Raw genomic sequence first — 26,982 nt, forward strand, 5'->3', positions numbered from 1 at the left:
GATCACTCCAGATTCTGGACCTGTTCGCGGAATTGCTCGACCACGTTCTTCATGGCGAGCCCGGTATTGGTCAGCTCGATGTCGTTCGACTTCGAGCAGCAGGTGTTGACCTCGCGGTGAAACTCCTGCGCCAGGAAATCGAGCTTGCGGCCGATCGGGCCGCCCTTGCCGATCAGCTCGCGCGCCTGCGCGATGTGGGATGCGATGCGGTCGAGCTCCTCGCGGATGTCGGCCTTTGTGGCGATAAGGATCGCTTCCTGCATCAGGCGGTCGGAATCGAAACGGTCTGATGTGTCGAGCAGCGTGGCAATCTGCTCGGCGAGCTTCGCCTTGATCGCCTCCGGCTTGCGGCCGGGCGCGCTTTCCGCCTTCTTCGCGAGTTGCTCGACCTCGTCGACCCGCTGGGTCAGGATCTGGCCGAGCGAGGTGCCCTCGCGCTTGCGCATCGCCACGAGCTCGTCGAGCGCCTTGTCGAAAGCGTCGGCGGCGGCAGCGCGCGCGGCCTTGTCTTCCTCCTCATCGCCCTCGGGCTCGGCGACCTCGACGACACCCTTGATGGCCAGAAGGCCGTCGATGCTCGGCGCGACGGCGTCGATCTTGCCGGAGATGACGGCGGCCGCCTTCAGCACCGCGTTGAGCACGTCCTCATTGACGCGGACGGTGGCGGCCGCATTGGCGCGCTTGACGTTGAGATTGGCATAGACGGTGCCGCGCGAGAGCAGCTCGCCGGCGCGCTTCTTGGCGTGGGCCTCGAGCTCGTCGAATCCCTGCGGCAGCCGGACCCTGAGGTCAAAGCCCTTGGCGTTGACCGACTTCAACTCCCATTCGAACGTATACGGCCCGCTTGCGCCGTGGCTTCGGGCAAAGCCGGTCATGGACGACAGCGCCATCAGGTCAAATTCTCCGGATACATGGGATTCGCAAGGCCATCAGGCCACGCGAATCTTAAGACTATTTTGCAGGAAAGTGGAATCCGCAAAGTCCGCAGGCAGGTCTGCAGGGACGCCGATGGGAGCAGGCCTAGCGCTGGACCACCGGCGGTGACGGCTGCACCGCGCCCTGGCGGGCCGGCGCTCCCGGCCGCGCCGGCGGCTTCTTCTGCTGGGTCGGCTTGGGCGGCGTGGTCGCGGTGGGTGCCGTATCCGCGGCCGCCGGCGCAGCGGTGGCCGGCGCGGGAGCATCGTCGGCCGGCTCGACCGTGTCGTTCTGGATCTGCTTCTCCATCGCGCGGAGTTTCGCGACGTTCCTCTGGTGCGCGTCGTAGGTCTCTGTGAAGGCGTGGCCTCCCGATCCGTCGGCGACGAAATAGAGGTCGCGGGTGCGGGCCGGGTTGGCGGCGGCCTCCAGCGAGGCGCGACCGGGATTGGAGATCGGGCCCGGCGGCAGGCCCTCGATCACGTAGGTGTTGTAGGGCGAGGGCTGCGTGATCTCGCTGCGCTTGATCGGACGTCCCAGCGTGCCCTTGCCGCCGACGAGGCCGTAGATGATGGTCGGGTCGGACTGCAGCTTGATCTTCTGCTTGAGGCGATTGACGAACACGGCTGCCACACGGCTGCGCTCGTCCGGCTTGCCGGTCTCCTTCTCGACGATCGAGGCCAGCGTCACCAGTTGCTCAGGAGTCTTGACCGGCAGGTCCTGGCTGCGGCGCTCCCAGATCTCGGCGAGCACGCGCTTGTGCGCCTGTTGCATGCGCTGGATCACCTGGTCACGCGGGGTCCCGCGCGGGAACTTGTAGGTCTCGGGCAGGAGCGTGCCTTCGCGCGGCAACTCATGCACGCTGCCGGTGAAGATGTCGTTGTCGGTGAGCCGCGCCACGATCTGCTCGGAGGTCAGGCCTTCGGGAATCGTGACGGCGTGCTGGACCACCTTACCCTCGACGATGGTGCCAATGACGTCGCGCAAGCTCGCGTTCTTCTGGAACGAATATTCACCGGGCTTCAGGTCCGAGCTCGCCTTCAGCGCAGCCACGGCGCCGATGAACACCCATGGGTTGACGTCGGTGACGCCCTCCTTGTTCAGGGTCTCGGCGATGTCGCGCTTGCCCGCACGCTGCGGGATATTCACGACCTTGTCTTCTTTCAGCGGTCCCGGCGACTCCAGCACCTGCCGGCCGTAATAATAGGCCGCGCCGGCGCCGATCATGCCGATCAGAAGCAAGGTAATGATGGCGTTGCCGACCACGACGAACGGATTGCGCGCCCGCTCCGAACGCTTCGGCGGCGGCGGGACCTGCTCCGGCTCGAGCGCTGCCCGCGGACTCCGGGGCGAAATGGGCGGCCTTTCACTCATCGAAGCAACCTGAATCCTGCCGGTTCAATCGCAGCCAGACAATCGCTTGCCGAGCCAAATGCACGCGCCCACAGACATGACTATCGCCGAATACGGCAAAACGGTGGATTCGTCTCAAACGCAAACTATTGGGCCAGACGCCGGACGATCACCGACGCATTGGTACCGCCGAAACCGAAAGAGTTCGACAACGCAACGTTCACCTCGCGCTGCTTCGCCTTGTGCGGCACGAGATCGATCGCGGTCTCCACCGACGGGTTGTCCAGGTTAATGGTCGGCGGCACGACATTATCGCGAATCGCGAGGATCGCGAAGATCGCCTCGATCGCGCCGGCCGCGCCGAGCAGATGGCCGGTCGACGATTTGGTCGAGGACATCGCCACCTTGGAGGCGGCATTGCCGAGCAAACGCTCCACCGCACCGAGCTCGATCTCGTCGCCTAGCGGCGTCGAGGTGCCGTGAGCGTTGATGTAGTCGAGATCTGCCGCGGTCAGGCCGGCGCGCTTGAGCGCGGCCGACATGCTGCGGAAACCGCCATCACCATCGGGCGACGGCGACGTAATGTGATAGGCGTCACCCGACAGGCCGTAGCCGATCACCTCGGCATAGATCCTCGCGCCGCGGCGCCGGGCATGCTCGAGCTCCTCCAGGACGAGGACGCCAGCGCCCTCGCCCATCACGAAACCGTCGCGATCCTTGTCGTAGGGACGCGAGGCCTTCTCGGGCGTCTCGTTGAAGCCGGTCGACAACGCGCGTGCGGCATTGAAGCCGGCGATGCCGATGCGGCTGATCGGCGACTCGGCGCCACCGGCGACCATCACGTCGGCATCGCCGAGCGCGATCAGACGGGCGGCATCGCCAACGGCGTGGGCGCCGGTGGAGCAGGCCGTGACCACTGAATGGTTCGGGCCCTTCAGCCCATGCTTGATCGACACATAGCCGGAGGCGAGATTGATCAGGCGGCCAGGAATGAAGAACGGCGATACCTTACGGGGGCCCCGCTCCTTGAGGAGGATCGCGGTGTCGGCGATACCGTTGAGGCCGCCAATGCCCGAGCCGATCATGGTGCCGGTCGCGCATTTGTCCTCTTCGGTCTCGGGGTGCCAGTTGGCATCGTCGAGCGCCTGGCCTGCCGCGGCCATGCCGAAGATGATGAAGTCGTCGACCTTGCGCTGGTCCTTCGGCTCCATCCACTTGTCGGGATTGAAGCTGTCGTTGCTGCCGTCGCCGCGCACGACGGTGCAGGCGTATTTGGTCTGCAGATCGGAGACATCGAAGCTCTCGATCTTGCGCGCACCGCTTTCGCTGTTGAGGATGCGTTTCCAGGTGGCATCGACGCCGCAGCCGAGTGGCGACACCATGCCGAGACCAGTGACGACAACCCGCCTCATATCCGAAAACTCCGCATCGAAAGATTCACGGCCAATAACAAGAAACCGGCTGGCCGCTGGGAAGCGGCCCGTCCGGTTTCAATGTTGTCCCCGCGAAAATGAAGAGCCTTAGCTCTTCGCGTTCTTCTCGAGAAACTTCGTGGCGTCGCCGACGGTGAGAATCGTCTCAGCGGCGTCGTCCGGAATCTCACAACCGAATTCTTCTTCGAACGCCATCACCAGCTCGACGGTGTCCAGACTGTCGGCGCCGAGGTCATCGATGAAGCTCGCTGCGTCGACAACCTTCTCGGGTTCAACACCAAGGTGTTCGACCACGATCTTCTTAACCCGTTCGCCAATGTCACTCATTGCATAACCTCGTGTTGTTCCCTGTAGACCCGACCCCCCGGGACGATACGAGCCGTCGTGGTCGTTGACTGCCTTCGCTTACGAACTTTGATTTGACCCCATCTTAACCGATAGAGGCCCGGCGAACGACGGCCAAGGCTCCGCATCGCCAATATACAGGGTTTCAAAAACCTGCAATGGCGTTCTTTGCCCATCCGTTGAAGGTCCGGTTATCATACTTCAACTGCCTTGACTACACGCCTCAATTCACTCTGGAAACGGCCGTTTGCCGCATCCGCACTGTCCATGTGGGCAGTGCGGAACGCCGCGTCAGATCATGGCCATGCCACCGTTAACGTGGATGGTCTGGCCGGTGACGTAAGCGGCCTCGTTCGAACTCAGGTAGACCGCGGCTGCCGCGATATCCTCGGGCGTGCCCAAACGGGCAGCCGGAACCTTGGCCAAGATGGTCTCGCGCTGCTTGTCGTTGAGCGCATCCGTCATCGGCGTCTTGATGAAGCCGGGCGCGATGCAATTGGCGGTGACACCGCGCTTGGCGTATTCGGCGCCCAGCGTCTTGATCATGCCGATCAGGCCGGCCTTCGACGCGGTGTAGTTGCCCTGCCCCGGATTGCCGGTGACGCCGACAATCGACGTGATGGCAATGATGCGGCCGAAGCGCTTGCGCATCATCAATTTGGTGGCGGCGCGCGCCAGGCGGAAGGTCGCGGTCAGGTTGACGTTGATGACCTCATCCCAATCCTCGTCACGCAGCTGAACGAACAGATTGTCGCGCGTGATACCGGCGTTGGCGATGAGAATGTCCACCTGCCCCATCGCGGCTTCCGCAGCCGGCACCAGCGCTTCGACTTCGTCGGCCTTGGAGAGATTGCAGGGCAGCACATGAGTGCGCTCGCCGAGCTTGCCGGCAAGCTCATCCAGCACTTCTTTGCGCGTCCCTGAGATCGCGACGGTCGCGCCCTGCGCATGCAGCGCCTGCGCGATCGCGCCGCCGATGCCGCCGGTCGCGCCGGTGACGAGCGCCTTTCGGCCAGTCAGATCGAACATTGAGAGACTCCTTCAAAGCACGATCCGGAAAAGTGTGCAGCGGTTTTCCGGTAAGATCGTGCGTAAACTTAAGCCTGCTTCGCGGCGGCCAATGCATCCCTGGCGGCGGCAATATCGTTCGGACCACCGACCGCAACGCCGACGGCGCCGTCGGCAATGCGCTTGACGAGCCCCGTCAGCACCTTGCCCGCACCGATCTCGAAGAAACGGGTGACGCCCTGCCCCGCCATATAGGCGACCGACTCGCGCCAGCGCACCGTGCCCGTGACCTGCTCGACCAGCCGGCGGCGAATCTCGTCGGGATCGATGATTGCGCGGGCCAGCACATTCGAGACCAGCGGCGCAGCCGGCGCCTTGATCGTGACCTTGGACAGCGCTTCGGCCATCGCGTCGGCCGCGGGCTGCATCAGCTTGCAATGGAACGGTGCGGACACCGGCAGCAGCATCGCGCGCTTGGCGCCCTTGGTCTTGGCGATCTCGACGGCGCGATCGACCGCAGCCTTGTCGCCGGAGACGACCACCTGGCCCCCACCATTGTCATTGGCAGCCTGACAGACCTGGCCCTGCGCCGCCTCCTTGGCGACCTCCATGGCCGCGTCATAATCGAGGCCGAGCAGCGCGGCCATGGCACCGGCGCCGACTGGCACGGCCTTTTGCATTGCGAGACCGCGGGTGCGAAGCAGCCGCGCGGTATCAGAGATTGTCAGGCTGCCGGCCGCAGCCAGCGCCGAATATTCGCCGAGCGAGTGACCAGCGACGAAGGCAGCATCCCGTCCCACGGAAAATCCGGCCTCAGCCTCTAGCACGCGCAGGGTCGCTACAGACACCGCCATCAGGGCCGGCTGCGCGTTCTCGGTGAGCTGAAGGGTCTCGGCCGGGCCGTCCCAGATGGTCGCTGTCAGCTTCTCTCCAAGCGCGGCGTCGACCTCGTCGAACACGGCGCGCGCCACCGGAAAAGCGTCGGCCAGGGCCTTGCCCATGCCAACCGCCTGGGAACCCTGCCCCGGAAATGTGAATGCTGCCGTCATCGGCGCGCTCCCTGGATCGCTCAACCCGTGTGCCACGAGAACCCGGCAGCCGATGACGTCCGGCCCGAGCCTTGGCTCCCGACCATGCTCCGAAAGGGGCCGTAGACACTGTCCGGGGCCGGAATGTCAAGCCAAGATAGGAACTTCGGCTTGCATTCACCTGGGGGATGCGGCCCCTAAAATCCACCGTTGGTCTGGTTGGAATCGACCGTCGCCCCCGCCCGCGCGCGGCGCGCACTGCTCACCAGCTGGCCTGGACGGTCATCCCGATTGGGCTTGGCGGTGGCAAGCCGCAGCACTGCGGCGTAGTTCGGCTGCACTTCCATCCGACCGGCGTGGCGACTCTCGCTGAGCACGCGGTGGACCTTCGGCAGGTTGTAACAGGGCACGTAGAACAAGAGATGATGCTCGAGGTGGTAGTTCACGTAGTACGGTGCGATGAACAGACGCTCGAGGAAATTGGCGTGCGTGGTACGCGTGTTGCGCAACGGATCGCTGCTGTCAGGCACGACGGCGTGTTCGGCGATGTTGCGGATGCGGGTGATCACCATCATCCAGGTGAGCAGCGGCACCAGCCATAGCAGCGGATAGGCCCACCACACGCCGGCCGCCGCGAGACCTGCGAACATCGCGGCGTTGACGAGGCATTGCGGACCGAGCTTGTCCCAGAAATGTGCGGCGCGCTGCCGCAACGGCCAGTCCTTCGGCCCGAGCGCGTTGAGCAATTGCGCCTTGCGCTGCTGGTAGCCGGTCTGTCCGGTGACGTCGCGGATGAATTTGCGCCGATAACTCAGTTTCGTGATCGGAAACGGCGCCGACAGCACCAGATCAGGATCATCCTCCTGCTGCGTGCGCGCATGATGCTGCAGATGATAGCGCCGATAGCTGCGAGTTTCGGCAAACAGAGGATAGGCGCAAAACCATTGGCTCAGCGCCAGATTGGTTTTCTCGTCCGCGGACAGACAACCATGCGCACCGTCATGCATGAGGATCGCGAGCCCAAGCTGGCGCGAGCCGATGATGGCGACAGCGAGAACATAGGTGATCGGATTGGGCCACCACGCGACCAGCGCGATCGCGGCAATGATGAGCGCCCAGGCGTGGACGATCATCGCGACGCCCTTCCAGGTCACGCGCTGGCGCACGTCGGCGAGCTGATCGTCGGTCAGGAAATCGCGGGCACGCATGCGAAGCGCAGTCATCGCCTACCCCTCCTCATTCGAATTGCTCGGTGTGTCGTGCTCGTCGACGAGACGCAGGCGCGCAGTATCACCGGCCGGTTTCGCCTGCTCGCCGAGCACGCGCAGCATCTCGGCGCAGAGCGCTTCGGGCGAGCGACCCATCGCGTAACCCTCCAGGATGACGCCGATGGCGACGGCCCAGAACCGCCGCGAGCTTTCATCGGGCGCGCGCAGCGAGCGCCAGCCGTGGCGCACCACCTGGCCCGCATAGGCGCGTGCGCCTTCAGAATGCAGGCGCTCAATGGTCCGCTCGACCAGCGGCGCCAGGTCCTGGCGCCGCCGCGTCAGCGTCAGTGCCTCGGCAAAGAACGCGACCGAATCGCTCGCGGTCACGGTCTCGGCCAAAGCCTGCGTGTAGTCCCGCGGCGTGCGCGCCTTCAGCGCCGCCTGCTCGGTCGCACGGGCCAGATACAGAAGATCGCGACAGGCGCATTCGACGAACAGCGCCTCCTTGGTGCGGAAGTAATAGGTGATCTGGCTCGGGAATGCGTCGGCGGCGGCAGCAATGTCGGTGATCGCGGTGCCTGATAGCCCCCGCTCGCGAAACAGCGGGCTCGCCGCATCCAGCAGCAGAGACCGCATCTTGCGCCCGGCCGAGCGCGTCGCCCGCGCGGCGTGCTTGGGATCGGCAGCCGCCTCAAGCGGCTCGTGCGCCGGCTTTTCCACCATGGATCCTCCCCCTGATTTATTTGTATGACATACAAACAAATAGATCAAGCCGGGATGTGGTATGGGAGGACCGATCTCACGACCCGTTCCGGAACCATCTGGGCCGAAAACCCGAGCCTCAAACCTTGCAAAGCCGGCCAAAATCCGTATAAGCGCGCCATCCGCAGACCCCGGCCGGGAGCTGAACGGACGGTCTCAGCAAATCCTCAGTGATTTTGGTGTGGCAGGGCCAGTCGGCCCGTCGTCCCGTGTTTCCGCCTTCTGAGCTTAATCCCAGAGTCCTTTCCGAAGGTCTCTTAAGGGCTTGACGCCGGGCAATGCGCCAACACGAGGAAAGGACGACAATGGCTCTCTATGAGCATGTTTTTCTCGCGCGCCAGGACGCGAGCACGCAGCAGGTCGAAGAGCTGACTGCGCAGATGACCGGCATCGTCGAAGGTCTCGGCGGCAAGGTCACCAAGACCGAGAATTGGGGCGTTCGCTCCCTCACCTACCGCATGAACAAGAACCGCAAGGCGCACTTCGTGCTGCTCAACATCGACGCGCCCTCCGCGGCGATCGCCGAGATCGAGCGCCAGGAGCGCATCAGCGAGGACGTGATCCGCTATCTCAGCGTCCGCGTCGAAGAGCTCGAGGAAGGTCCGTCTGCAATGATGCGCAAGGCTGATCGCGATCGCGAGCGTGACGATCGTGGCGGCGGCTTCCGCGGCGAGCGTGAAGGCGGCTTCCGTGGCGACCGCGAAGGCGGTTTCCGTGGTGGCGATCGTGATGGTGGTGGCTTCCGCGGCGATCGCGGCCCGCGCCGCCCGCGCGACGAAGCTGAAACGACGGATGGGGAGTAAGAACAATGGCTGAAGCTGGTGCACGTCGCCCGTTCTTCCGTCGCCGCAAGAGCTGCCCGTTCACGGGGGCCAATGCGCCGAAGATCGACTACAAGGACTCCAAGCTGTTGATGCGTTACGTCTCCGAGCGCGGCAAGATCGTTCCGAGCCGCATCACCGCGGTGTCCGCAAAGAAGCAGCGTGAGCTCGCCCGCGCCATCAAGCGCGCGCGCTTCCTGGGCCTGCTGCCCTACGTCATTCGCTAAGACGGATTCGGCCGGCGGCGATCAAGCCGCCGGCCGCACTCCAAAACGCGATGATTCATCATCGCGTTTTGGATTTGTCGTTTGAGCATGATCTTTTCGGAAAACCGCTGCACACTTTTCCGGATCATGCTTGATTTTCATAAGGCTTCCGGGTCGTCCGGTCGCCGATGGTTGGGGCAAGGCGCCTCTAACCGCTCGAAGGGAGCGGGACAGCTGATGATGATGTTTGGACTGATAGCCCTGATCGCCGGCGCAGCGTCGGCCCTGATGTTCGCCTCGATCGTGTCGGGCGCGCTGATCTCGCTCGTCCTGTTCTATCTCGCACCGCTGCCGCTGATGGTCGCCGCGATCGGCTGGGGGCCGCTCTATGCGAGTCTCGGCGGAATCGCCGCCGCGGTCGGCCTCGGCGCCATCTTTGGCCTGCCCTATTGTGTCGCCTTTGCCGTCACTGTCGCGTTGCCGGCCTGGTGGCTGGGCCATCTTGTCTTGCTCGGTCGGCACGTTTCGAGCGCGACGCCTGCCGCAGCCATCGCTGCGCCAGCCGAACCCGAAATCGAATGGTATCCGGTCGGCCAGATCCTGTTGTGGATCGCGGGCTTCGCGATGCTGACCACGATCGCCGCCCTGCTCACGCTCGGCACCGATGCCGACACCATCACCGGTACGCTGCACCGTGGCTTGACACGCATCCTCCATGCGACCGATCCCCAGGCCACCGGTGAGGCCGACCAGTTTATCGACGCGCTGGTGCGCATTGCGCCGGCTGCCGCCGCCATCGTCTCGATGATGACGCTCACCCTCAATCTTTGGCTCAGCGCCAAGGTGACGGCGACATCGGGCCGGCTGCGCCGCCCCTGGCCGGATATGAAGACGGCCCAATTGCCGGCGATGACACTCGCGGTGCTCTGCATCGCGCTCGCCTTCTGCTTCACCGGCGGCCTGCTCGCGATCGCCGCGCAGATCGCCACGGCGGCATTGATGATGGCTTACGCGCTGACCGGCTTCGCCGTGCTGCATACGCTGACGCTCGCGCTGAAGAGCCGCACCTTCTGGCTCGGTTCAACTTATGCCGTCGTCGTCCTGTTCGGCTGGCCTGTCATCGCGATGGTGGCCCTCGGCCTCGCGGATGCCGTGTTCGGCTTCCGCGAGCGTTTCCTGCGCAACCGGCAGCCGCCGCCATTGCCGACCTCTTGAGTTCAACCCGAAACTGAAAACCAGAGCACTTCAAAGGAGAACGAATATGGAAGTCATTTTGCTGGAACGCGTGAGCAAGCTCGGCCAGATGGGCGAAGTCGTGAAGGTTCGCGACGGTTATGCCCGCAATTTCCTGCTCAAGCGCGGCAAGGCGCTGCGTGCCACCGCCGACAACCGCGCCAAGTACGACGGCATGAAGGCCGACCTCGAGGCTCGCAACCTCGCCTCGAAGGGCGAGGCATCCAAGGTCGCCGAGAAGATCGCGGGCAAGAACATCATCGTGATCCGTCAGGCGTCCGAAGCCGGCCAGCTGTTCGGCTCGGTCACGGTGCGTGACGTGGTTGTCGCCTTCGAGGCTGACGGCGTCTCGCTCGCCCGTCCGCAGGTGCAGCTCGATGCGCCGATCAAGACCATCGGCAAGCACTCGATCACCGTCGCCGTTCACCCCGAGGTCGAGGTCGAAGTCACCGTCACCGTTGCGCGCAGCCAGGACGAGGCCGAGCGCATCAACCGCGGCGAGGACATCTCCACCCGCAACGAGGACCGCGATGCGGCCGCCGAAGCGATCGCCGCCGCCGGCGAGTTCTTCGATCCGGAAGCCCAGCACGACGACGTCGAGCCGGCCCCGGCTGCGGAAGAGAAGTAAGCTTCCTCTTTACGCAAGTCTGCGAAGCCCGGCTGCCTCAAGCGGCCGGGCTTTTTGCTTTTGCACTGACATCCTCGCTCAGCATCGCGATCGAAGCGAGCGCTGAAGACGACGAAGGCCGCGCTGGGCGCGGCCTTCGGAGATCGAGGGGATGCGCTGCTTAACGCGAGATCGGCGGAGCCGGCGGGCCGGACGACTCGGCGGGCGCGGGCGACGGAGCCGCGGCGGGTGCAGCAGGCGCCGGCTCTGCCGCCTTAGCTGCCGGCTCGGCGCTGGGCGCGGGCTCTGCCGGTTTGGAAACGGCCGCTTCCGCGGGCTTGGGCGCAGCCGGTTCAGCCGGCTTGGCGGCGGCCGGCGGTGCCGGCGTCACCTGCGGCACCGGATCGGGACGCAAAGCCGGCGTCTCGCTGGTGCTCGGCTCGACCTTGGCGCTCTCCGGCTTGGCTTCTGCGGGCTTCTCCGCCGGCTTCGCGCTGTCGGGCTTGGACTCGGAATCGACCTTCGCGCTCTCGCTCTTCGGTTCGATCTTGGGCTCGGTCTTGGGCTCGGTCTTGGGTTCAATCTTGGAATCGACCTTGGGCTCAACCTTCGGCGCGCCGGCGTCTTCGGTTGCCGGCTTGGCGCGCTTGCTCAGCCGCTTGCCCTTGCGGCCCTCGGGCGGCTGTTCAGTGGTGGCCTGAGGCTTTGCGCCCTCCTTTGCACCTTCCTTAGCACCTTCCTCGCTCGGCCGCGCCGCGCGCTTCTGGCGGCCCTCAGGCGCCTGAGTCGCCGCGCCCTCGCCCTCCGGCTTGGCGGCTTCCTGACGCTGCCGGCGGCCCTGATGCTCGGGCGACTGTCCCGGAGTCGTGTTGGCATCCTTCTCCTTGGCGCCGTCCTTCTTGTCCTTGCCGCCGTCCTTGGACTGATAGCGGGCGTCGGTGGCACCGTTGGAGACGAGATAGGAGGCCAGCACACCAGCCATATCAGGGCTGGTGGTGTAGTGCTGACGCAGGAAGCCTGGAAGCGAGCCCGGCGACACCGTCTTCAACAGCCCCCGCGGGCTTTTGTGGCAGGCATTGCAAGTCTGCGCGAAGATCTGGGATGGGGCCTTCCCGGCCTCGAGGTTCGTCGCCTGCGCCAGAACGGCATCGGAGGCGCCGAAGCCGATCAGAAACAGCACCGTGGCGAGGCTGAGCGCTCGGCTCGACATTCCCATCATCTCCATTGAAATCCGACAGATACGGCCGGCATTCGGCGCGGCGGCGGTCACCTTTTAGCCGATTGCGCTGCGAATGGAAGCAGGCTCCAGGCGCAAGGATGTGATTAAGCGCCTCGGGAATATCTGCCGTGAACACAACGCAATAGCGGCACCTGAAAGCCCTCCCCAGATTTAGATGCAAACGCATAGGAACCCGAGCGGGACCCTGAGCGTCAGAGCGAAAAGGCCGGGTTAGTCGCATCTCTTCGGGTTCGCTCAAGAGGAAGGTGTGGATGGACCGATTGTTACGTAGCTTCCTGTCTCAATTCATTCGCCGCGGGTCGATGACAGTGACAACGGCAACGGGATCGCAATTCACTGTCGGCGATGGCTCGGGCGAGCCGATCGCCGTGCGCTTCGCCACATCAGACGCAGAGCGAAAGATCCTCATCAATCCCGAGCTCGGGCTTGGCGAGGCCTATATGAACGGCGAGTTCGTCGTCGAGCGTGGCAACATAGCTGATGTCCTCGCGATCCTGCTCGACCAGGCCGAGCTGCTGCCGCGCTGGGCAAAGCCCTGGTGGCACCTGCGCTATCTCGTCCGGCATCTGAGACAGTTCAATCCGCGGACACGCTCGCGCAGCAACGTCGCGCATCATTACGATCTCGACGCGCGGCTCTATTCGCTCTTCCTCGACGCCGACAAGCAATATAGCTGCGCCTATTTCGAGACGCCCGACGCCACGCTCGACGACGCGCAGCTCGCCAAGAAGCGGCACGTCACCGCAAAGCTGCGGGCCAAGCCCGGCCAGCGCGTGCTCGACATCGGCTCGGGCTGGGGCGGGCTCGGTCTCTATCTCGCCGAGATCGCGGGCGCCGACGTGACCGGCGTGACGCTGTCAACGGAGCAGTTGCAGCTTGCGAATGCGCGCGCCGCCGAGAAGGGACTGACGCATCAGGTACGCTTCCTGCTCCAGGACTATCGCGACATCGCGGGGCCATTCGACCGTATCGTGTCGGTTGGCATGTTCGAGCATGTCGGAGCCAGATTCTATGACAGTTATTTCCAGCGCTGCGCCGAGCTGCTCAGCGACGACGGCGTCATGTTGCTGCACTCGATCGGCCGCTCGCAGGGACCGGATTCGACCAATCCCTGGATCGCCAAATACATCTTCCCCGGCGGCTACATCCCGTCACTCTCGGAGGTGTTGCCCGCAATCGAGAACGCCGGTCTATTGGTCTGCGACATCGAGATTCTGCGGCTGCACTACGCCGAGACGTTGAAAGCCTGGCGCGAGCGCTTCATTGCGCGGCGCGAGGAAGCCGTGCAGCTTTACGACGAGCGCTTTGCGTTGATGTGGGAATTTTATCTGGCCGCCTGCGAGATGACGTTCCGCAAGCAGGGCATGATGAACTTCCAGATCCAGCTGACTAAGCGCCAGGGCGTGGTGCCGATGACCCGCGATTATATCGTCCACGAGGAAGCCCGGCTGCGCGCCCTCGAGGGCGGCGCCAAACCGAAGCTGAAGCTTGCTGGTGAATAAGTCCTAGTGACGAAGGGTCGAAATCGGCGAAACCCGGAAAGACGCCGTTAATGCCAGTTGCGCCCTGAGCGCCACGATGACCTCTGGAGCGACCGGCTGACGCCGGATCTCGGGCCGCTCGGCGTGATGCATGGCGGCGATCAGCCCGGACAACCAAAGCCGGCTGCCTGCCTCGCTTCGCCAGATCTGCTGCTGCCGTTCTGGCCGCATCGCTTGCCTCGTTCCCTGTTGGCGGGGCGTTGGAGACAATCCCCTGCCCGTCTGCCTGTTCCTTGTCCTACCCCCGAAAGAATCCGGGTAGATGTGATCTGGTTCACATTCCTCTCGACGGCGCTGCCTTAGACCGTCGCCATGAGCAAAGAGACCCGAACCTCCTTCGACGTGCAGGACGACCTCCGCACCGATTACGCCCTGATCGCCACCGGCGTCGGCGCGGCGCTGGTTGCGCTGGTCTACCTCCTGCTGGTCTGAATCCGTCCCGGAAGCTCCAGCGCGCCGTTTTCGCGCGCCTTTAAATACGTCTGCATTCAAATCATTAGGTTCATCGCTTCCGGATTTTTCCGTGGCGCGATCGCGGCCGATTCCGGTTCGGGCTTGAGTTCCGTGAAAATCCGTCAAGCGCGGCGAATGCCGCGGCCGCCAATCATCCACCGCTTTTAAGATCGGTTGATAGTGACGAAGTTTTAGCTTCCGCTTTGGCCTGGAGCGGCGCTTTATCCCGGCCCCGCATCCGCCGCAGAAAATTGCTATCGGTCGACCATGGCCCTGACTGATTCGAACGTCCTCAAACTCGCGCCCGAGCCCGGAACGCCCGCTTATCGGAGCGCGCCGCACAATATCGAGGCGGAACAGAGCCTTCTGGGCGCGATTCTGGTCAACAACGACGCCTTCTACCGGGTCTCCGACTTCCTGGAGGCGAAGCATTTCTTCGAGCCGCTCCACCAGACCATTTTCGAGACCGCCGGCAGCCTGATCCGGATGGGCAAGATCGCCACGCCCGTCACGTTGAAGACGTTCCTGCCCGCCGACACCGACGTCGGTGGCATGACCATCGGCCAATATCTGGCGCGGCTCGCGGCCGAAGCGACCACCATCATCAACGCCCAAGACTATGGGCGCACGGTCTACGACCTATCCTTGCGCCGTGACCTGATCGGCATCGGCGAGGACATGGTCAATGTCGCTTATGACGCGCCGGTCGACTTCCAGCCGCGGGCGCAGATCGAGGACGCCGAGCGAAAGCTCTACGAACTTGCCGAGTCCGGCCGCTACGACGGCGGCTTCCAGAAATTCTCGCAGGCGCTGGCGGTCGCAGTCGATCTCGCGGCCAAGGCCTTCCAGCGCGACGGAAAACTGTCCGGCATTTCGACGGGCATGCGCGACCTCGACACCAAGATGGGCGGCCTGCAGCACTCCGACCTCATTATCGTCGCCGGCCGTCCCGGCATGGGCAAGACCTCACTTGCGACCAACATCGCCTACAACGTCGCACGAGCTTACGTTCCGGAACTCCAGGCCGACGGCACCACCAAGGCCGCCAACGGCGGCGTGATCGGATTCTTCTCCTGCGAAATGTCGGCCGACCAGCTCGCCACGCGTATCGTGGCCGAGCGCACCGGCGTTCCCTCCTCCCACATCCGCCGCGGCGGCATCTCGGAAGCCGATTTCGAGAAGATCCGGGAGGTCTCGATCGAGCTGCAATCGCTGCCGTTCTATGTCGACGCGACGGGTGGCCTGTCGATCGCGCAATTGATGGCGCGCGCACGCCGGCTCAAGCGACAGAAGGGCCTCGACCTTCTCGTGATCGACTACATCCAGCTGCTCTCCGGCTCAAGCAAGCGCGCCAGCGACAGCCGCGTGCAGGAAATCACGGAGATCACGACCAGCCTGAAGGCACTCGCCAAGGAACTCAATGTTCCCGTCATCGCGTTGTCGCAGCTCTCACGTCAGGTCGAGTCCCGCGACGACAAACGGCCGCAGCTCTCCGACTTGCGTGAATCCGGATCAATCGAGCAGGACGCCGACGTCGTCCTGTTCGTGTACCGCGAGGAATATTATCTCGCGATGAAGGAGCCTCGCCCGGGAACGCCCGAACACGAGAAGTGGCAGCTCGACATGAGCCTTGCGCACGGAAAAGCCGAGGTCATCATCGGCAAGCAGCGCCACGGTCCGACCGGCACCGTCGATTTGGCGTTCGAAGCCTCGGTCACAAGGTTCGGCGACCTCGCGCCAGACGCTCAGCTGCCGGCTCGCGCCGGCGATGACTACTGAGTTCCTTGAACCGGCCCCGCCTCTTCGCGTAAAACGGCGCCATGACAATGGCGTCCGACCCGAACATGATCCCGCAATCCGGCCTTCTTTCCGCGGAGGCCAACCAGGCTGCCGCGCTCGCCGCCTTTGGCGGCGTGCTCACCGTCGATCTCGACGCCATCATCGCCAACTGGCGCAAGCTCGAGAAGACCGCCGTGCCGGCCGAGTGCTCGGCGGTGATCAAGGCCGACGCCTATGGCTGCGGCACCGCGCAGGTCGCGCAGGCGCTCAACAAGGCCGGCTGCAAGACCTTCTTCGTCGCCACTATCGAGGAGGCCCGCACGGCGCGCGCGGCGGTCCCTGACGCCACGATCTACGTGCTCGGCGGCTATTTCCAGAACACCGGCGAGCACTACGCCAAGATCAACTGCCGTCCGGTGATCGGCGATCTCAACGAGCTCGCCGAATGGGACGTGTTCTGCCGCCGCACCGGCTGGTCCGGCGGCGCTGCCATCCATATCGACACCGGCATGAACCGGCTCGGGCTGACGCTCTCGGAGGCGCAGGCCATCATCCCCCGCATCAATGCCGGCGATCACGGCATCACGCTGGTGATGAGCCACCTGGTCTCGGCCGAGCAGCTCAACAGCCCCATCAACGCAAAGCAACTCGCGGCCTTCCGCGGCATCGCCAGCGAATTCTCAGGTGTGCCGGCGGCGCTCGCCAATTCATCCGGCATCTTCCTCGGCGCGCCGTTCCAGTTCGACCTGGTCCGGCCGGGCGCCGCGCTCTACGGCGTCAATCCGACGCCGGAGGCCGACAATCCGATGCAGCAGGTGGTCGACCTCAAGGCGCGTATCGTGCAGATCCGCTCGATCGAGCGCGGTGAGACCGTCGGCTATGGCGGCACCTGGTCCGCACGGCGGCCGACCAAGCTTGCGATCATCGCGGTCGGCTATGCCGACGGCTATTTCCGTGCCGCCAGTTCCAATGACGGCACGCGCGGTGCCGAGGTGATCGTCGCCGGCAAGCGCTGCCCGGTCGCGGGGCGCATCTCGATGGACCTGATTGCGATCGACATCACCGATCTGCCGCCGAACGCGGCGCGCCGCGGCCACATGGTGACGCTGCTCGGCGAGGGCATCACCGTCGACGAGCTCGCGCATCATTTCGGCACGATCGGCTATGAGGTGCTGACCAGCCTCGGCCACCGCTACGCCCGCGTCTACAAGGGCGGCAACGTGGTCGAGCCGCTGGTGAAGCCGGAACCCGCGAAGGCCGCGGAACAGCCACCCTCCCCGCCACCGCTCGAGCAGCCTTCGGCTCCGCCGCCACTGCCGAGCTGAGCGTCTCGCCGCTTACTTCTTCCGGCTGTCCAATGCCGCCTTGCAGGTCGCGCTGAGCTGGTCGCGCTTGGCGTTGAGGCAGGCGATGATCTTGCCGCCGCCCGGCGCAATGCCGGCGCAGAACTTGTCGTAATCCACCTTGCACGCGCCGCGCGGATCGGGCGATTGTGCCGAAGCTGTCCCGGAGATCGCAGCAACGACGATGAAGGCGGCAAAGGTCAATTTGGACATTGTATCTCCGGTGTGGGGACGTACGAGGCGATCAGCTCGACATGAAGATTGCGACATTCAACATCAACAACATCAACCGCCGCCTGCCCAATCTGCTCGCATGGTTGCGCGCGGCAAAGCCTGATGTCGTCGCGCTTCAGGAATTGAAGGCAAGTGATGGCGAATTTCCGGCAGAAGCGATCGAAAGAGCCGGCTACGGCGCAGTCTGGCGTGGACAGAAGACCTGGAACGGCGTCGCCATCCTCGCCCGCAATGCCGAGCCCGTGCTGACGCGCGACCGCCTGCCGGGACGGCCCGACGATCACGAGGCGCGCTACATCGAGGCTGCCGTGCGCGGCGTCATCGTCACCAGCATTTATCTGCCGAACGGCAACCCGCAGCCGGGGCCAAAATTCGACTACAAGCTCGACTGGTTCGCGCGGCTGAAGCGCCACGCCAAGACCTTTCTCAAGCAGGATCTGCCCGTCGTGCTCGCAGGCGACTACAACGTTGCGCCCACAGAGATCGACATTTATCCGACGCGCTCATGGGACAAGGATGCGCTGATCCAGCCGAAGAGCCGCGCGGCCTTCGCCTCGCTTGTCGAGCAAGGCTGGTGCGATGCGATCCGCGAACTGCACGGAGACAAGCGCATCTACACCTTCTGGGACTACAAGCGGAACCGGTGGCCGCGCGATGCGGGCCTGCGGCTTGATCATCTGCTGCTGAGCCCCGCCCTGGTCTCGCGACTGACAAAGGCTGGCGTCGACAAGAAGGTGCGGGGCGAAGAAGGTGCGAGCGATCATGCACCGGCGTGGGTGGTGCTCAAATAAGCGATCGTCACCACAGATTCTTGCCGTCGATCATATTGACCGGCACCGCCTCCAGGTCGAAATCGTCGAACAGGCGTGCGTTCACCGCGACCTTGGGATTGTCGAAATCGGGCTTGCCGGTCGACCAGTCCGGCGACTCCGAATAGGTGCCGCAGCCGCAATTCGCGCAGTAATGATGCTTGACGGTGCGGCTCCCCCACAGATAGGTCGCGACATTGTCGGGGGGCGACAGCAGGCGAAATTGCGCCGGCGTGTAATAGGCCCACAGCGCACCGCGCTTGGCGCAGAGCGAGCAGGTGCAACGCGTCACGCTCGCAGGCGCCTCTGTCACCTCGAACACCGTCTCACCGCAATGACAGCTTGCCTCGACCGGCATGATCCGCTCCCCGCTTTGTCAGGAGGTGGTCATAGCCCGCCCCTGCTGCCAACATGCTGTCAGCAGTACTTGCACCCAAACAGATCATGAAGAACAACCCCATGCACAGTAGACGACTCCCGCCAGACAAGCTTATGCGGTTATTCCGAAATTCAATTTGACTCGTCGGGCAAAACACTGGCAGGATGTCACCATAGACGGCTCCCTGTGCACCGCGAGCAGCAAGCACTGATCGGGAACTGTCATTCCCCGAGCCCCGGAGCGTGCCTCCCTTGGCCTTCCTCTTCGTCCTCAGCGTCGGCCTGATCGCAGGCACCATTTCCGGCATCGTCGGCACGGGCTCGTCGATCATGCTGATGCCGGTGCTGGTCTACGCGTATGGGCCGAAAGAGGCCGTGCCGATCATGGCCATTGCTTCCGTGATGGCAAATTTTTCGCGGATTCTGGCGTGGTGGCGCGAGGTCGACTGGCGGGCGTGCCTGGCCTATTCGGTCACAGGCATCCCGGCCGCAGCGCTGGGCGCACGGACGCTGCTCGCCCTGCCCTCACATACGGTCGACCTCGCCATCGGCATCTTCCTGATCGCGATGGTGCCGGTGCGGCACTGGCTGGCGCGGCACGACCTCAAGGCCAATCTCTGGCACCTCTGCGTCGGTGGCGCGATCATCGGCTATCTCACCGGCATCGTGGTCTCGACCGGTCCGCTCAGCGTGCCGCTGTTTTTGTTCTACGGCCTCTCCAGAGGCGCGTTTCTCGCGACCGAGGCTGCCGCCTCGCTCGGCCTCTACTTCGCCAAATCGGTGACGTTCGAGCGCTTCGGCGCGCTGACGCAGGAGGTCTTCATCAAGGGCCTGATCGCGGGCTCCTCGCTGATGGCAGGCGCCTTCGTCGCCAAGCGCTTCGTGCTGCACCTGAAACCGGAGATGTTTCGCCTGGTGATGGACGCGATCATGATCGCAGCCGGGCTTTCGATGCTCTGGAATGCGACGCAGCCGTAAAGCGCGATGAGATTGAGTTGAGTCGTCATCGCGCTTTAGCTCTTTGTTTGGCATGATCTTTTCGGAAAACCGTTTCACACTTTCCGGATCATGCTCTAGCGCTCAAGCGGCGAATTCGGGCGCGATCGACGGGCTGTCGACCAGCCCGCGGTCTTCGCCGCCGCCAATTTCCGCAAGCTGGCGCAGGACCGCATCGAGCGGCTGCGGCTTGTGATACAGAAAGCCCTGGCCGAGCCTCACACCCATCTCGCGCATCGCCTGCGCCTGCTCGGCCCGTTCGATGCCTTCCGCAACCAGCGTGAGCCCCAGCGTGCCCGCGAGCGAGGCGATCACGCCGACGATCGCCTTGTCCTCGGCGCTTTCAGGAATTTCGCGGATGAAGGCCTTGTCGATCTTGACCTTGTCGAGCGGAAACCGCCTGAGATGCGCAAGCGAGCTGTAGCCGGTGCCGAAATCGTCGAGCGCAATGGTCGCCCCCAGGCGCCGCAGCCGGCGCAGCGTGTCCGATGCGCTGGCCATATTGTTGATCAGCGATCCTTCGGTGATCTCGAGCTCGAGCAACGAGGGCGCAACATCGAACCGCTCGCACGTCTCGCGCAAGCAGGCGGCGAGCGAATGGTCGGCAAGCTCCGAGGGCGGCAAATTGATCGCGATCCTGATGTGCGGCCTGCCAGCCTCGGCCAGCTGTTGCAGCGCGCGGCAGGCGTCGGTCAGCACGTAGCGCGTCAGGCGCGCATTGTTGCCGCTGCGCTCGATCAGCGGCAGGAATTCACCAGGGCCGATCACGCCATGCTCCGGATGACGCCAGCGGATGAGTGCCTCCAGGCTGATGATGTCCTGGGTCACGAGGTCGACCTGGCTCTGATACCAGACCTCGAACTGCCCCTCGGAGAAGCCTGTCGGAATGGCAAGCTCCAGATCCCTGCGGCGGCGATAATCGTGTTGAAGCGCTTCATCCAGCACCGCGACGGTGCCGGGTGCCTTGCTCTTGGCGTGGTAGAGCGCGATGTCGGCGAGCGCCGGCAAGTGCGACAATTCAGGATCGCCGGCACGGCGCACGGCAAGGCCGATGCTGGCGCGCGGCACGACCTGCTTGTCATGCAGCATGATCGGCTCGGAGATCGCCTCCAGCAATTGCCGCGCGAAAGCCTGCGCGACCGCTTCATTGCTGACCTCGGGGCGAATGACAACGAACTCGTCGCCGCCGAGCCGCGCGACCCAATCTTCCGCCTCGACCGTGCCCCGAAGCCGCTCCGAGATATGGACCAGGAATTTGTCGCCGGCGTCGTGACCAAAGGTGTCGTTGATGCCCTTGAAATCATCGAGATCGATGAAGCAGAACGCGATCAGCGCGTCCTGAGAGCCGGCATCCCGGCTCAACGTCGCCAGGCGCTCGGACAGGGTGCGGCGGTTGGGCAGCCCCGTGAGCGGATCGTGCGAGGCCATGTGGCCGAGCCGGTCGAGCGCGCCCGAGGTCGTATGCTGCATCGCGTTGAAGGCGATCGCGAGCTGGCCGAATTCGTTGGACGATTTGACATCGGCTGGATAAGCGCGGCTGTCCTGCTTGCTGCGCTGGATCGCCGACATCATCGCAGCCAGCGGCTTGCCGATGAAGATGTTGGCGGAGATCCGCATCGCGATCACGGTCGCAAGCGTTGCGAGCAGACCGACGACGAGAAGCAGCCCCAGCCTGCTGCCGGCGTCCATATAGAGGGTCGCGTAGGAATAGGCGATCGCGATGCGACCGGCCTGAACGGCCATGTTGCCGTTGCTGTAGTTGATCGGGCGCGAGACTTCCGTGAGCGCCTGTACCTCGGGCCGCGCCACCACGCGGGCGACCACGACGCCGGTGTCGTCGTAGACGGCGGCCGCCGCGATGGTTTCGTCGTGCATGATCTCGTTGAGCACGCCTGTGACCCGGTCGTAGCGCATCTTCCAGAGCGGCTCGGCGATCAGCTCGGCGCGGCTCTCGGCAACGCGGGCAATGCGTGCATCGAGCTGCCTGATCTGCGACCAGAAGCTCGAGACCTCGACGCCGGCCGAAGCGAGCAGCTGCACCAGCAGCAGCACGGGCACGGTCGCCCAGATCATCGCGCGAACGACCGAGCGCGATGGTGCCGGCTTGCTCGAACCGTTCATCCCGTCAGCGTCCCGCATCATTCGCCGGCGCCGCCTGGAGGCGATATTGAGGAGATCAGAGCCTCCACAGAGAAGTCGTATTGGCCACAATGTCCTGCCTTGGCCCTGAACTGCGCAAAATCGATCTGGTCGAAGGCATGAGTGGCGATCAGCGTAGCGACGGAGGCGAGATTGTCGCGCGTGATCGCCGACGTCTTGACCTCGACATGCGGCGAGGTGGCCGCGAAATCGCAACCGTCGGCAAAGTCGCGGAGCAGCACGATCGACCAGCCGCCAAGCAGGAAGTGGCCGCCATCGGTCAGCAGCAGGCGGCCGGCCTTGATTTCGCGCAGCGCGTCCTCCGACCAGTTGAGGCCGACCACCTGGATCGCCTCACCCGGTGTGATGCCGGCGGCCGCGACAGCCTTGAGCGCGCCCAGCGCCATCGGGTCGTTGCCGGCCCAGATCCCCGCGGGACGAATGCCCTTGCGCTGCGCCCAGCCGAGATAATTGGCCGCGACCTGCTCCGCTTCGGACTGCGTCCAGTTCGCGAACAGCATCCGATCCAGCACCACGTCAGGCGCGGCTGCGACCGCGAGTTGGAGGCCGGCATTGCGGGCGATCGAAGCTGGCGTGATCTCGTCGCCGCCGATCGCGAGAAGATGGATCTTGCCGTCGGGGCTTTGCCATTTTTCGTTGCGGGCCGCGCCGATAAGTGCATTCGCCATCCGCGCGCCTGCGGTCGCCAGATCGGTCGTGATGTCCCCGAGCCAATTCTTGAGAATGTGGCGCGGCGGTCCAAGACGTTTCGCATCCTCGCCGATCAACGAATTCGACAGCAACAGCGTCTTGATGCCCGCGGCCTCTGCGGCCTCCAGGATCGGAACGGCGGCGGACTCTTCGTTCGAGAGAATGAGGAAGTCGGGCTTATCGGCGCGTGCGACCACACCGAGACCGAGCTCCTGCATGGTCCGGTAGTTGCGCTCGCTGGTCAGCACCTCGACCCTGGCGTTAAGCTTGCGGCCGGCGGCCTGCATGGTCTGGGCGACCATGTCCCAATAGACCTCGCCGGTCTTGCCCGGGCTCACGAAGACGATGTTGAGCGGTTTTGCATCGGCCGCAACAGCGGAGCCGGCTGGCGCAAGAATGCCGCAGGCAATGCTCACTGCGAGCCATATGCGCAAGATTATCGTCATTTGTTTCGTCACCCCGTCTTGGTTCCGAAACTGGACCCGCGTCCGCTAACATTTGGCAAAGTCCGGTATGATGCGGCGGCGTAGTGCTAACAAAGGGTGTATCGGCCGCGCGGAATTGGGTTCATGGAAGGGCTCACGGACGCCCGCGCCGCCCACCGTTCCGTGCTATCAGCGCATTTTGTAACCTCCGACTCACCATACCCATGGCCAAGAACACGCTTTCCTTCGTCTGCCAGAACTGCGGCGCGGCCTACAACCGCTGGCAGGGCAAGTGCGAGTCCTGCGGCGAGTGGAATACGCTCGCCGAGGAAGACACCAGCGGTAGCGTGCCGGTCTCGATCCGCTCCAAGCGCAAGGGCCGAACCTTTGCGCTTGAGAGCCTGGCCGGCAAAAGCCCGGATGCGCCTCGCATGTCCTCGGGCATGACCGAACTCGACCGCGTCACCGGCGGCGGTTTTGTGCGCGGATCCGTACTGCTCGTCGGCGGCGATCCCGGCATCGGCAAGTCGACGCTGCTGACGCAGGCGACCAGCATGATGGCGCGCGCCGGCCACCGCATCGTCTACATCTCCGGCGAAGAAGCCATCGCCCAGGTGCGCTTACGCGCCGAGCGGCTTGGTCTGTCGGACGCGCCGGTGCAGCTCGCGGCCGAGACGTCGGTGGAAGATATCATCTCGACCCTGTCCGAAGGCGCGGTGCCGCGGCTGATCGTGATCGACTCGATCCAGACCATGTGGACCGACACAGTGGAATCCGCCCCCGGCACGGTCACGCAGGTGCGCGCGTCGGCGCAGGCGCTCATTCGTTTCGCCAAGAAGTCGGGCGCTGCCATCATTCTGGTCGGTCACGTCACCAAGGACGGTCAGATCGCCGGCCCCCGCGTCGTCGAGCACATGGTCGATGCCGTGATGTCCTTCGAGGGCGAAGGCTCGCAGCAGTTTCGCATCCTGCGCGCCGTCAAGAACCGCTTCGGCCCGACCGACGAGATCGGCGTGTTCGAGATGACGGGGCTCGGCTTGCGCGAGGTCACCAATCCCTCCGAGCTGTTCCTGTCCGAGCGCGATCTCGGCACCCCCGGCACCGCAGTCTTTGCGGGCATCGAGGGCACGCGGCCCGTTCTGGTCGAGTTGCAGGCGCTGGTGGCGCCGACCTCGCTCGGCACCCCGCGTCGGGCCGTGGTCGGCTGGGATCAGAGCCGGCTCTCGATGGTGCTGGCGGTGCTGGAGGCCCATTGCGGGGTCAAGCTGTCCGGCCACGATGTCTATCTGAATGTCGCGGGTGGTCTGCGCATCCACGAGCCGGCAGCTGATATGGCCGCGGCCGCCGCGCTGGTGTCGTCCCTGGTTAATGCGCAGTTACCCACCGATGTCGTTTATTTCGGCGAGATCTCGCTCTCCGGCGTCATCCGCCCGGTGGCGCAGACCCCGGCCAGGCTCAAGGAAGCAGCCAAGCTGGGCTTCAAGCGCGCCGTGCTGCCCGAATCGGCCCGCGGCGGCGATGCCGGCGGTGATGCGGGACTGACCCTGAACGCGGTGAACAGCCTGACGACACTGGTTGCAGAGATCGCCGCCAAGGGCTCCCGCCGCGGCGACTCACCCCCGCCAGCGGAGAAAAATGCCACACCGGCAAGATTCCGCCGTGGAGAGGGGTAGCTGGAGGTGACGCCAAGCGCCCCCACCGCTATACAGCCGTCACAAAAGCAGCATGGATTGCGTGGTTGCGGCCTTGCCGGGAACGTCGTCTGGCCTTCAGTTAGGGCGGCGGCCAAACACCGATTCGCTGAGCACCCTTTGAGCGTACGAGCGGACCAGACCAGCCGATGCCAGTTACACTCCTCGACCTGATCCTGCTCGGTGTGATGCTGATCTCGGGCCTGCTCGCCATGGTCCGCGGCTTCATGCGCGAGATCCTCTCGATCGCAGCCTGGGGCACGGCGGCGATCGTGACGCTGTACTCGTTTTCCAAGCTGCTGCCGACCGCCAAGACCTATTTCAACAACGACACCGTCGCGAGCGTGGTGGTGGTCGCCGGCGTGTTCGTCGGTACCCTGGTCGTGGTCTCCGTGATCACGGTCCGGATCTCCGACATGATCCTGGATTCGCGCATCGGCGCGCTGGACCGCACCCTCGGCTTCCTGTTTGGCCTGGCTCGCGGGCTCTTGATCGTCGTGGTCGCCTTCCTGTTCTTCACCTGGCTGGTGCCGGACAAGCAGCGCCCGGACTGGGTCTCAGGGGCCAAATCCCGCGTGGTGCTCCAGGGAACCGGGGATTGGCTGATGTCCCTCTTGCCGGACGACCCCGAGAACACCATCTTGAAGAGATTCAAGAAAAACAAACCAGATGATGATCAAGCTGATACCGAGCAGCAGCCTTCGGGCAGTGGCGACGGCTACAGCAAACCGGCTCGTGACAGCCTGAAGAAGCTGATCGAGAAACCTGCGGCGCGTTGATTTTAGCCCTAAAGAGAGGCGCGGACGAGATGCGACACCCTGACCAGGACGCCCACACTGAACTCGATCCCGGCTCCGCCGCGCTAGAGCTTCAGGACGACCTGGACGGAGATACGGTCCGCGAGGAATGCGGCGTATTCGGCATCTACGGACATCCTGAAGCCGCCGCCATCACGGCGCTTGGTCTCCACGCCCTTCAGCATCGCGGCCAGGAAGCAGCCGGCATCGTCTCCTACGACGGCAGCCGCTTCCACAGTGAACGCCGCCTCGGCCTCGTCGGTGACACCTTCTCCCGCCGCGAGGTGATCGATCGCCTCCCCGGCACCATGGCGGTCGGTCACGTCCGCTACGCCACGACCGGCGCCACCATTCTGCGCAACGTCCAGCCGCTGTTCGCCGAGCTCAATGCCGGCGGCCTCGCGGTCGCTCACAACGGCAACCTCTCCAACGGCCTGACGCTGCGCCGCGAACTCGTCAGAAGCGGCGCGATGATGCAGTCGACCTCCGACACCGAGGTGATCCTGCACCTGGTGGCGCGCTCGAGGCGCAGCCGCTTCATCGAGCGCTATATCGACGCGCTGCGTGAGATCGAAGGCGCCTATGCGCTGGTCTCGCTCACCAACAAGAAGCTGGTCGGCGCGCGCGATCCGCGTGGCATCCGCCCGCTAGTGCTGGGCGATCTCGACGGCTGCCCGATCCTGACGTCGGAGACCTGCGCGCTCGACATCATCGGCGCGCGCTTCGTGCGCGACATCGAGCCCGGCGAAGTCATCGTGTTCGACGAGAACGGCCAGGACATCCACAAGCCGTTCCCGCCGATGGCGCCGCGCCCCTGCATCTTCGAATACATCTACTTCTCGCGTCCGGATTCCATCGTCCACGGCCGCTCGGTCTACGAAGTGCGCAAGGCCTTCGGCGCGCAGCTCGCGCGCGAGAGCCATGTGCCTGTCGACGTCGTGGTGCCGGTGCCGGATTCCGGCGTGCCCGCGGCGGTCGGCTACAGCCAGCATTCGGGCGTGCCGTTCGAGCTCGGCATCATCCGCAACCACTATGTCGGCCGCACCTTCATCCAGCCGACGCAGGCGATCCGCGAATCCGGCGTGCGCATGAAGCACTCGGCCAACCGCGCCGCGATCGAAGGCAAGCGCATCATCCTGATCGACGACTCCCTGGTGCGCGGCACCACGTCGAAGAAGATCGTGCGCATGATGCGCGATGCCGGCGCCAAGGAGGTGCACTTCCGCCTCGCCTCGCCGCCGATCCTCTATCCCGACTATTACGGCATCGACCTGCCCGACCGCGGCGGTCTCCTGGCCGCGACGCATTCGCTGGAGGAGATGCGCGAGCTGATCGGCGCGGACTCACTCGCCTTCCTGTCGATCGACGGCATGTACCGCGCGATGGGCGAGCCCGGCCGCGACCCCGCCAATCCGAAGTTTGCGGATCACTGCTTCACCGGTGTCTATCCGACCCACCTCACCGACCAGACCCAGATCGAGCCGCAGCCGCGGCAGCTGTCGCTGCTGGCGGAGGCGAGCTGACGAC

Annotated in this window: 26 protein-coding genes; 12 read left to right on the top strand and 14 right to left on the bottom strand. The window is 64.5% G+C overall.

Annotated elements, in window-relative coordinates:
• Nucleotides 1-2: 2 nt before the first annotated feature.
• The 8 genes from L6637_RS04750 to L6637_RS04785 all read right to left on the bottom strand — a co-directional run bounded on the left by L6637_RS04750 (nt 3) and on the right by L6637_RS04785 (nt 8,013).
• Complete coding sequence (locus tag L6637_RS04750) at nt 3-890, bottom strand: YicC/YloC family endoribonuclease (protein ID WP_237858339.1); 888 nt, start codon at nt 888-890, stop codon at nt 3-5.
• Between the two features lie 130 nt (nt 891-1,020).
• Nucleotides 1,021-2,289: an endolytic transglycosylase MltG gene (gene mltG, locus L6637_RS04755; RefSeq protein ID WP_237858340.1), complete on the bottom strand. Its 1,269-nt coding sequence runs from the start codon at nt 2,287-2,289 to the stop codon at nt 1,021-1,023.
• 125 nt (nt 2,290-2,414) lie between these two features.
• Nucleotides 2,415-3,680: a beta-ketoacyl-ACP synthase II gene (gene fabF, locus L6637_RS04760; RefSeq protein WP_237869395.1), complete on the bottom strand. Its 1,266-nt coding sequence runs from the start codon at nt 3,678-3,680 to the stop codon at nt 2,415-2,417.
• 108 nt (nt 3,681-3,788) lie between these two features.
• Nucleotides 3,789-4,028 carry an acyl carrier protein gene (locus L6637_RS04765; protein WP_008130699.1) on the bottom strand — a complete coding sequence of 80 codons (240 nt, stop codon included), beginning with the start codon at nt 4,026-4,028 and terminating at the stop codon, nt 3,789-3,791.
• A gap of 309 nt (nt 4,029-4,337) precedes the next feature.
• The gene (gene fabG / locus L6637_RS04770; protein ID WP_237858343.1) at nt 4,338-5,075 is read right to left on the bottom strand and encodes a 3-oxoacyl-[acyl-carrier-protein] reductase; all 738 of its coding nucleotides are present in this window, start codon (nt 5,073-5,075) and stop codon (nt 4,338-4,340) included.
• Nucleotides 5,076-5,143: 68 nt separating this feature from the next.
• Nucleotides 5,144-6,103 (bottom strand): ACP S-malonyltransferase, encoded by a 960-nt coding sequence (gene fabD, locus L6637_RS04775; protein ID WP_237869397.1) that lies wholly within the window; start codon nt 6,101-6,103, stop codon nt 5,144-5,146.
• Nucleotides 6,104-6,279: 176 nt separating this feature from the next.
• Nucleotides 6,280-7,305, bottom strand: a complete 1,026-nt coding sequence (locus L6637_RS04780; protein ID WP_237869400.1) for a fatty acid desaturase family protein — start codon at nt 7,303-7,305, stop codon at nt 6,280-6,282.
• A 3-nt stretch (nt 7,306-7,308) separates the two neighbouring features.
• On the bottom strand, nt 7,309-8,013 hold the full coding sequence (locus tag L6637_RS04785) for a TetR/AcrR family transcriptional regulator C-terminal domain-containing protein (RefSeq protein WP_237869402.1): 705 nt from the start codon (nt 8,011-8,013) through the stop codon (nt 7,309-7,311).
• Between the two features lie 344 nt (nt 8,014-8,357).
• On the opposite strand from L6637_RS04785, the gene rpsF reads away from it, so the two are divergent.
• From rpsF to rplI, 4 genes are all read left to right on the top strand, one after another.
• Nucleotides 8,358-8,855 carry a 30S ribosomal protein S6 gene (rpsF, locus tag L6637_RS04790; RefSeq protein ID WP_128952215.1) on the top strand — a complete coding sequence of 166 codons (498 nt, stop codon included), beginning with the start codon at nt 8,358-8,360 and terminating at the stop codon, nt 8,853-8,855.
• A 5-nt stretch (nt 8,856-8,860) separates the two neighbouring features.
• On the top strand, nt 8,861-9,100 hold the full coding sequence (gene rpsR / locus L6637_RS04795; protein ID WP_007592020.1) for a 30S ribosomal protein S18: 240 nt from the start codon (nt 8,861-8,863) through the stop codon (nt 9,098-9,100).
• 216 nt (nt 9,101-9,316) lie between these two features.
• Nucleotides 9,317-10,294 carry a DUF2232 domain-containing protein gene (locus L6637_RS04800; protein WP_237858354.1) on the top strand — a complete coding sequence of 326 codons (978 nt, stop codon included), beginning with the start codon at nt 9,317-9,319 and terminating at the stop codon, nt 10,292-10,294.
• 46 nt (nt 10,295-10,340) lie between these two features.
• Nucleotides 10,341-10,940: a 50S ribosomal protein L9 gene (gene rplI / locus L6637_RS04805; RefSeq protein ID WP_237858357.1), complete on the top strand. Its 600-nt coding sequence runs from the start codon at nt 10,341-10,343 to the stop codon at nt 10,938-10,940.
• A 160-nt stretch (nt 10,941-11,100) separates the two neighbouring features.
• Here rplI and L6637_RS04810 read toward each other — a convergent pair whose 3' ends face one another.
• Complete coding sequence (locus L6637_RS04810) at nt 11,101-12,129, bottom strand: hypothetical protein (protein WP_237869404.1); 1,029 nt, start codon at nt 12,127-12,129, stop codon at nt 11,101-11,103.
• 281 nt (nt 12,130-12,410) lie between these two features.
• Between L6637_RS04810 and L6637_RS04815 the strand changes: the two genes are divergently transcribed.
• Nucleotides 12,411-13,661: an SAM-dependent methyltransferase gene (locus tag L6637_RS04815; RefSeq protein ID WP_237858359.1), complete on the top strand. Its 1,251-nt coding sequence runs from the start codon at nt 12,411-12,413 to the stop codon at nt 13,659-13,661.
• 3 nt (nt 13,662-13,664) lie between these two features.
• Here L6637_RS04815 and L6637_RS04820 read toward each other — a convergent pair whose 3' ends face one another.
• On the bottom strand, nt 13,665-13,871 hold the full coding sequence (locus L6637_RS04820; protein WP_237858361.1) for a transcriptional regulator: 207 nt from the start codon (nt 13,869-13,871) through the stop codon (nt 13,665-13,667).
• A 549-nt stretch (nt 13,872-14,420) separates the two neighbouring features.
• Between L6637_RS04820 and L6637_RS04825 the strand changes: the two genes are divergently transcribed.
• On the top strand, nt 14,421-15,932 hold the full coding sequence (locus L6637_RS04825) for a replicative DNA helicase (protein ID WP_237858363.1): 1,512 nt from the start codon (nt 14,421-14,423) through the stop codon (nt 15,930-15,932).
• Nucleotides 15,933-15,979: 47 nt separating this feature from the next.
• A complete protein-coding gene (gene alr / locus L6637_RS04830) occupies nt 15,980-17,257 on the top strand; it encodes an alanine racemase (RefSeq protein ID WP_237859396.1) in 1,278 nt (425 codons plus the stop codon).
• A 12-nt stretch (nt 17,258-17,269) separates the two neighbouring features.
• Here the strand turns inward: alr and L6637_RS04835 are convergent, their stop codons facing one another.
• On the bottom strand, nt 17,270-17,488 hold the full coding sequence (locus L6637_RS04835; RefSeq protein WP_237858365.1) for a cysteine rich repeat-containing protein: 219 nt from the start codon (nt 17,486-17,488) through the stop codon (nt 17,270-17,272).
• Between the two features lie 41 nt (nt 17,489-17,529).
• Between L6637_RS04835 and L6637_RS04840 the strand changes: the two genes are divergently transcribed.
• Complete coding sequence (locus L6637_RS04840; protein ID WP_237858369.1) at nt 17,530-18,300, top strand: exodeoxyribonuclease III; 771 nt, start codon at nt 17,530-17,532, stop codon at nt 18,298-18,300.
• A gap of 7 nt (nt 18,301-18,307) precedes the next feature.
• Here the strand turns inward: L6637_RS04840 and L6637_RS04845 are convergent, their stop codons facing one another.
• Nucleotides 18,308-18,676 (bottom strand): GFA family protein, encoded by a 369-nt coding sequence (locus tag L6637_RS04845; protein ID WP_237858372.1) that lies wholly within the window; start codon nt 18,674-18,676, stop codon nt 18,308-18,310.
• A gap of 272 nt (nt 18,677-18,948) precedes the next feature.
• Here L6637_RS04845 and L6637_RS04850 point away from each other — a divergent pair, with 272 nt between their 5' ends.
• On the top strand, nt 18,949-19,674 hold the full coding sequence (locus tag L6637_RS04850) for a sulfite exporter TauE/SafE family protein (protein WP_237858373.1): 726 nt from the start codon (nt 18,949-18,951) through the stop codon (nt 19,672-19,674).
• Nucleotides 19,675-19,776: 102 nt separating this feature from the next.
• On the opposite strand, the gene L6637_RS04855 is transcribed toward L6637_RS04850, so the two are convergent.
• Together L6637_RS04855 and L6637_RS04860 are read right to left on the bottom strand one after the other, a co-directional pair.
• A complete protein-coding gene (locus L6637_RS04855) occupies nt 19,777-21,813 on the bottom strand; it encodes a putative bifunctional diguanylate cyclase/phosphodiesterase (RefSeq protein WP_237869406.1) in 2,037 nt (678 codons plus the stop codon).
• Between the two features lie 17 nt (nt 21,814-21,830).
• Nucleotides 21,831-22,988, bottom strand: coding sequence for an ABC transporter substrate-binding protein (locus tag L6637_RS04860; RefSeq protein WP_237858377.1), 1,158 nt, complete (start codon nt 22,986-22,988; stop codon nt 21,831-21,833).
• A 203-nt stretch (nt 22,989-23,191) separates the two neighbouring features.
• On the opposite strand from L6637_RS04860, the gene radA reads away from it, so the two are divergent.
• From radA to purF, 3 genes are all read left to right on the top strand, one after another.
• Entirely contained in the window at nt 23,192-24,640 is a 1,449-nt protein-coding gene (gene radA, locus L6637_RS04865) for a DNA repair protein RadA (protein WP_237869408.1), read from the top strand.
• Between the two features lie 167 nt (nt 24,641-24,807).
• Nucleotides 24,808-25,437 carry a CvpA family protein gene (locus tag L6637_RS04870; RefSeq protein WP_092234672.1) on the top strand — a complete coding sequence of 210 codons (630 nt, stop codon included), beginning with the start codon at nt 24,808-24,810 and terminating at the stop codon, nt 25,435-25,437.
• A 29-nt stretch (nt 25,438-25,466) separates the two neighbouring features.
• Nucleotides 25,467-26,978 (top strand): amidophosphoribosyltransferase, encoded by a 1,512-nt coding sequence (purF, locus tag L6637_RS04875; RefSeq protein ID WP_237869410.1) that lies wholly within the window; start codon nt 25,467-25,469, stop codon nt 26,976-26,978.
• The last annotated feature ends 4 nt before the right edge of the window (nt 26,979-26,982 follow it).

Origin of the sequence: Bradyrhizobium zhengyangense, assembly GCF_022012435.1 — a bacterium.
GTDB lineage: Bacteria > Pseudomonadota > Alphaproteobacteria > Rhizobiales > Xanthobacteraceae > Bradyrhizobium > Bradyrhizobium zhengyangense.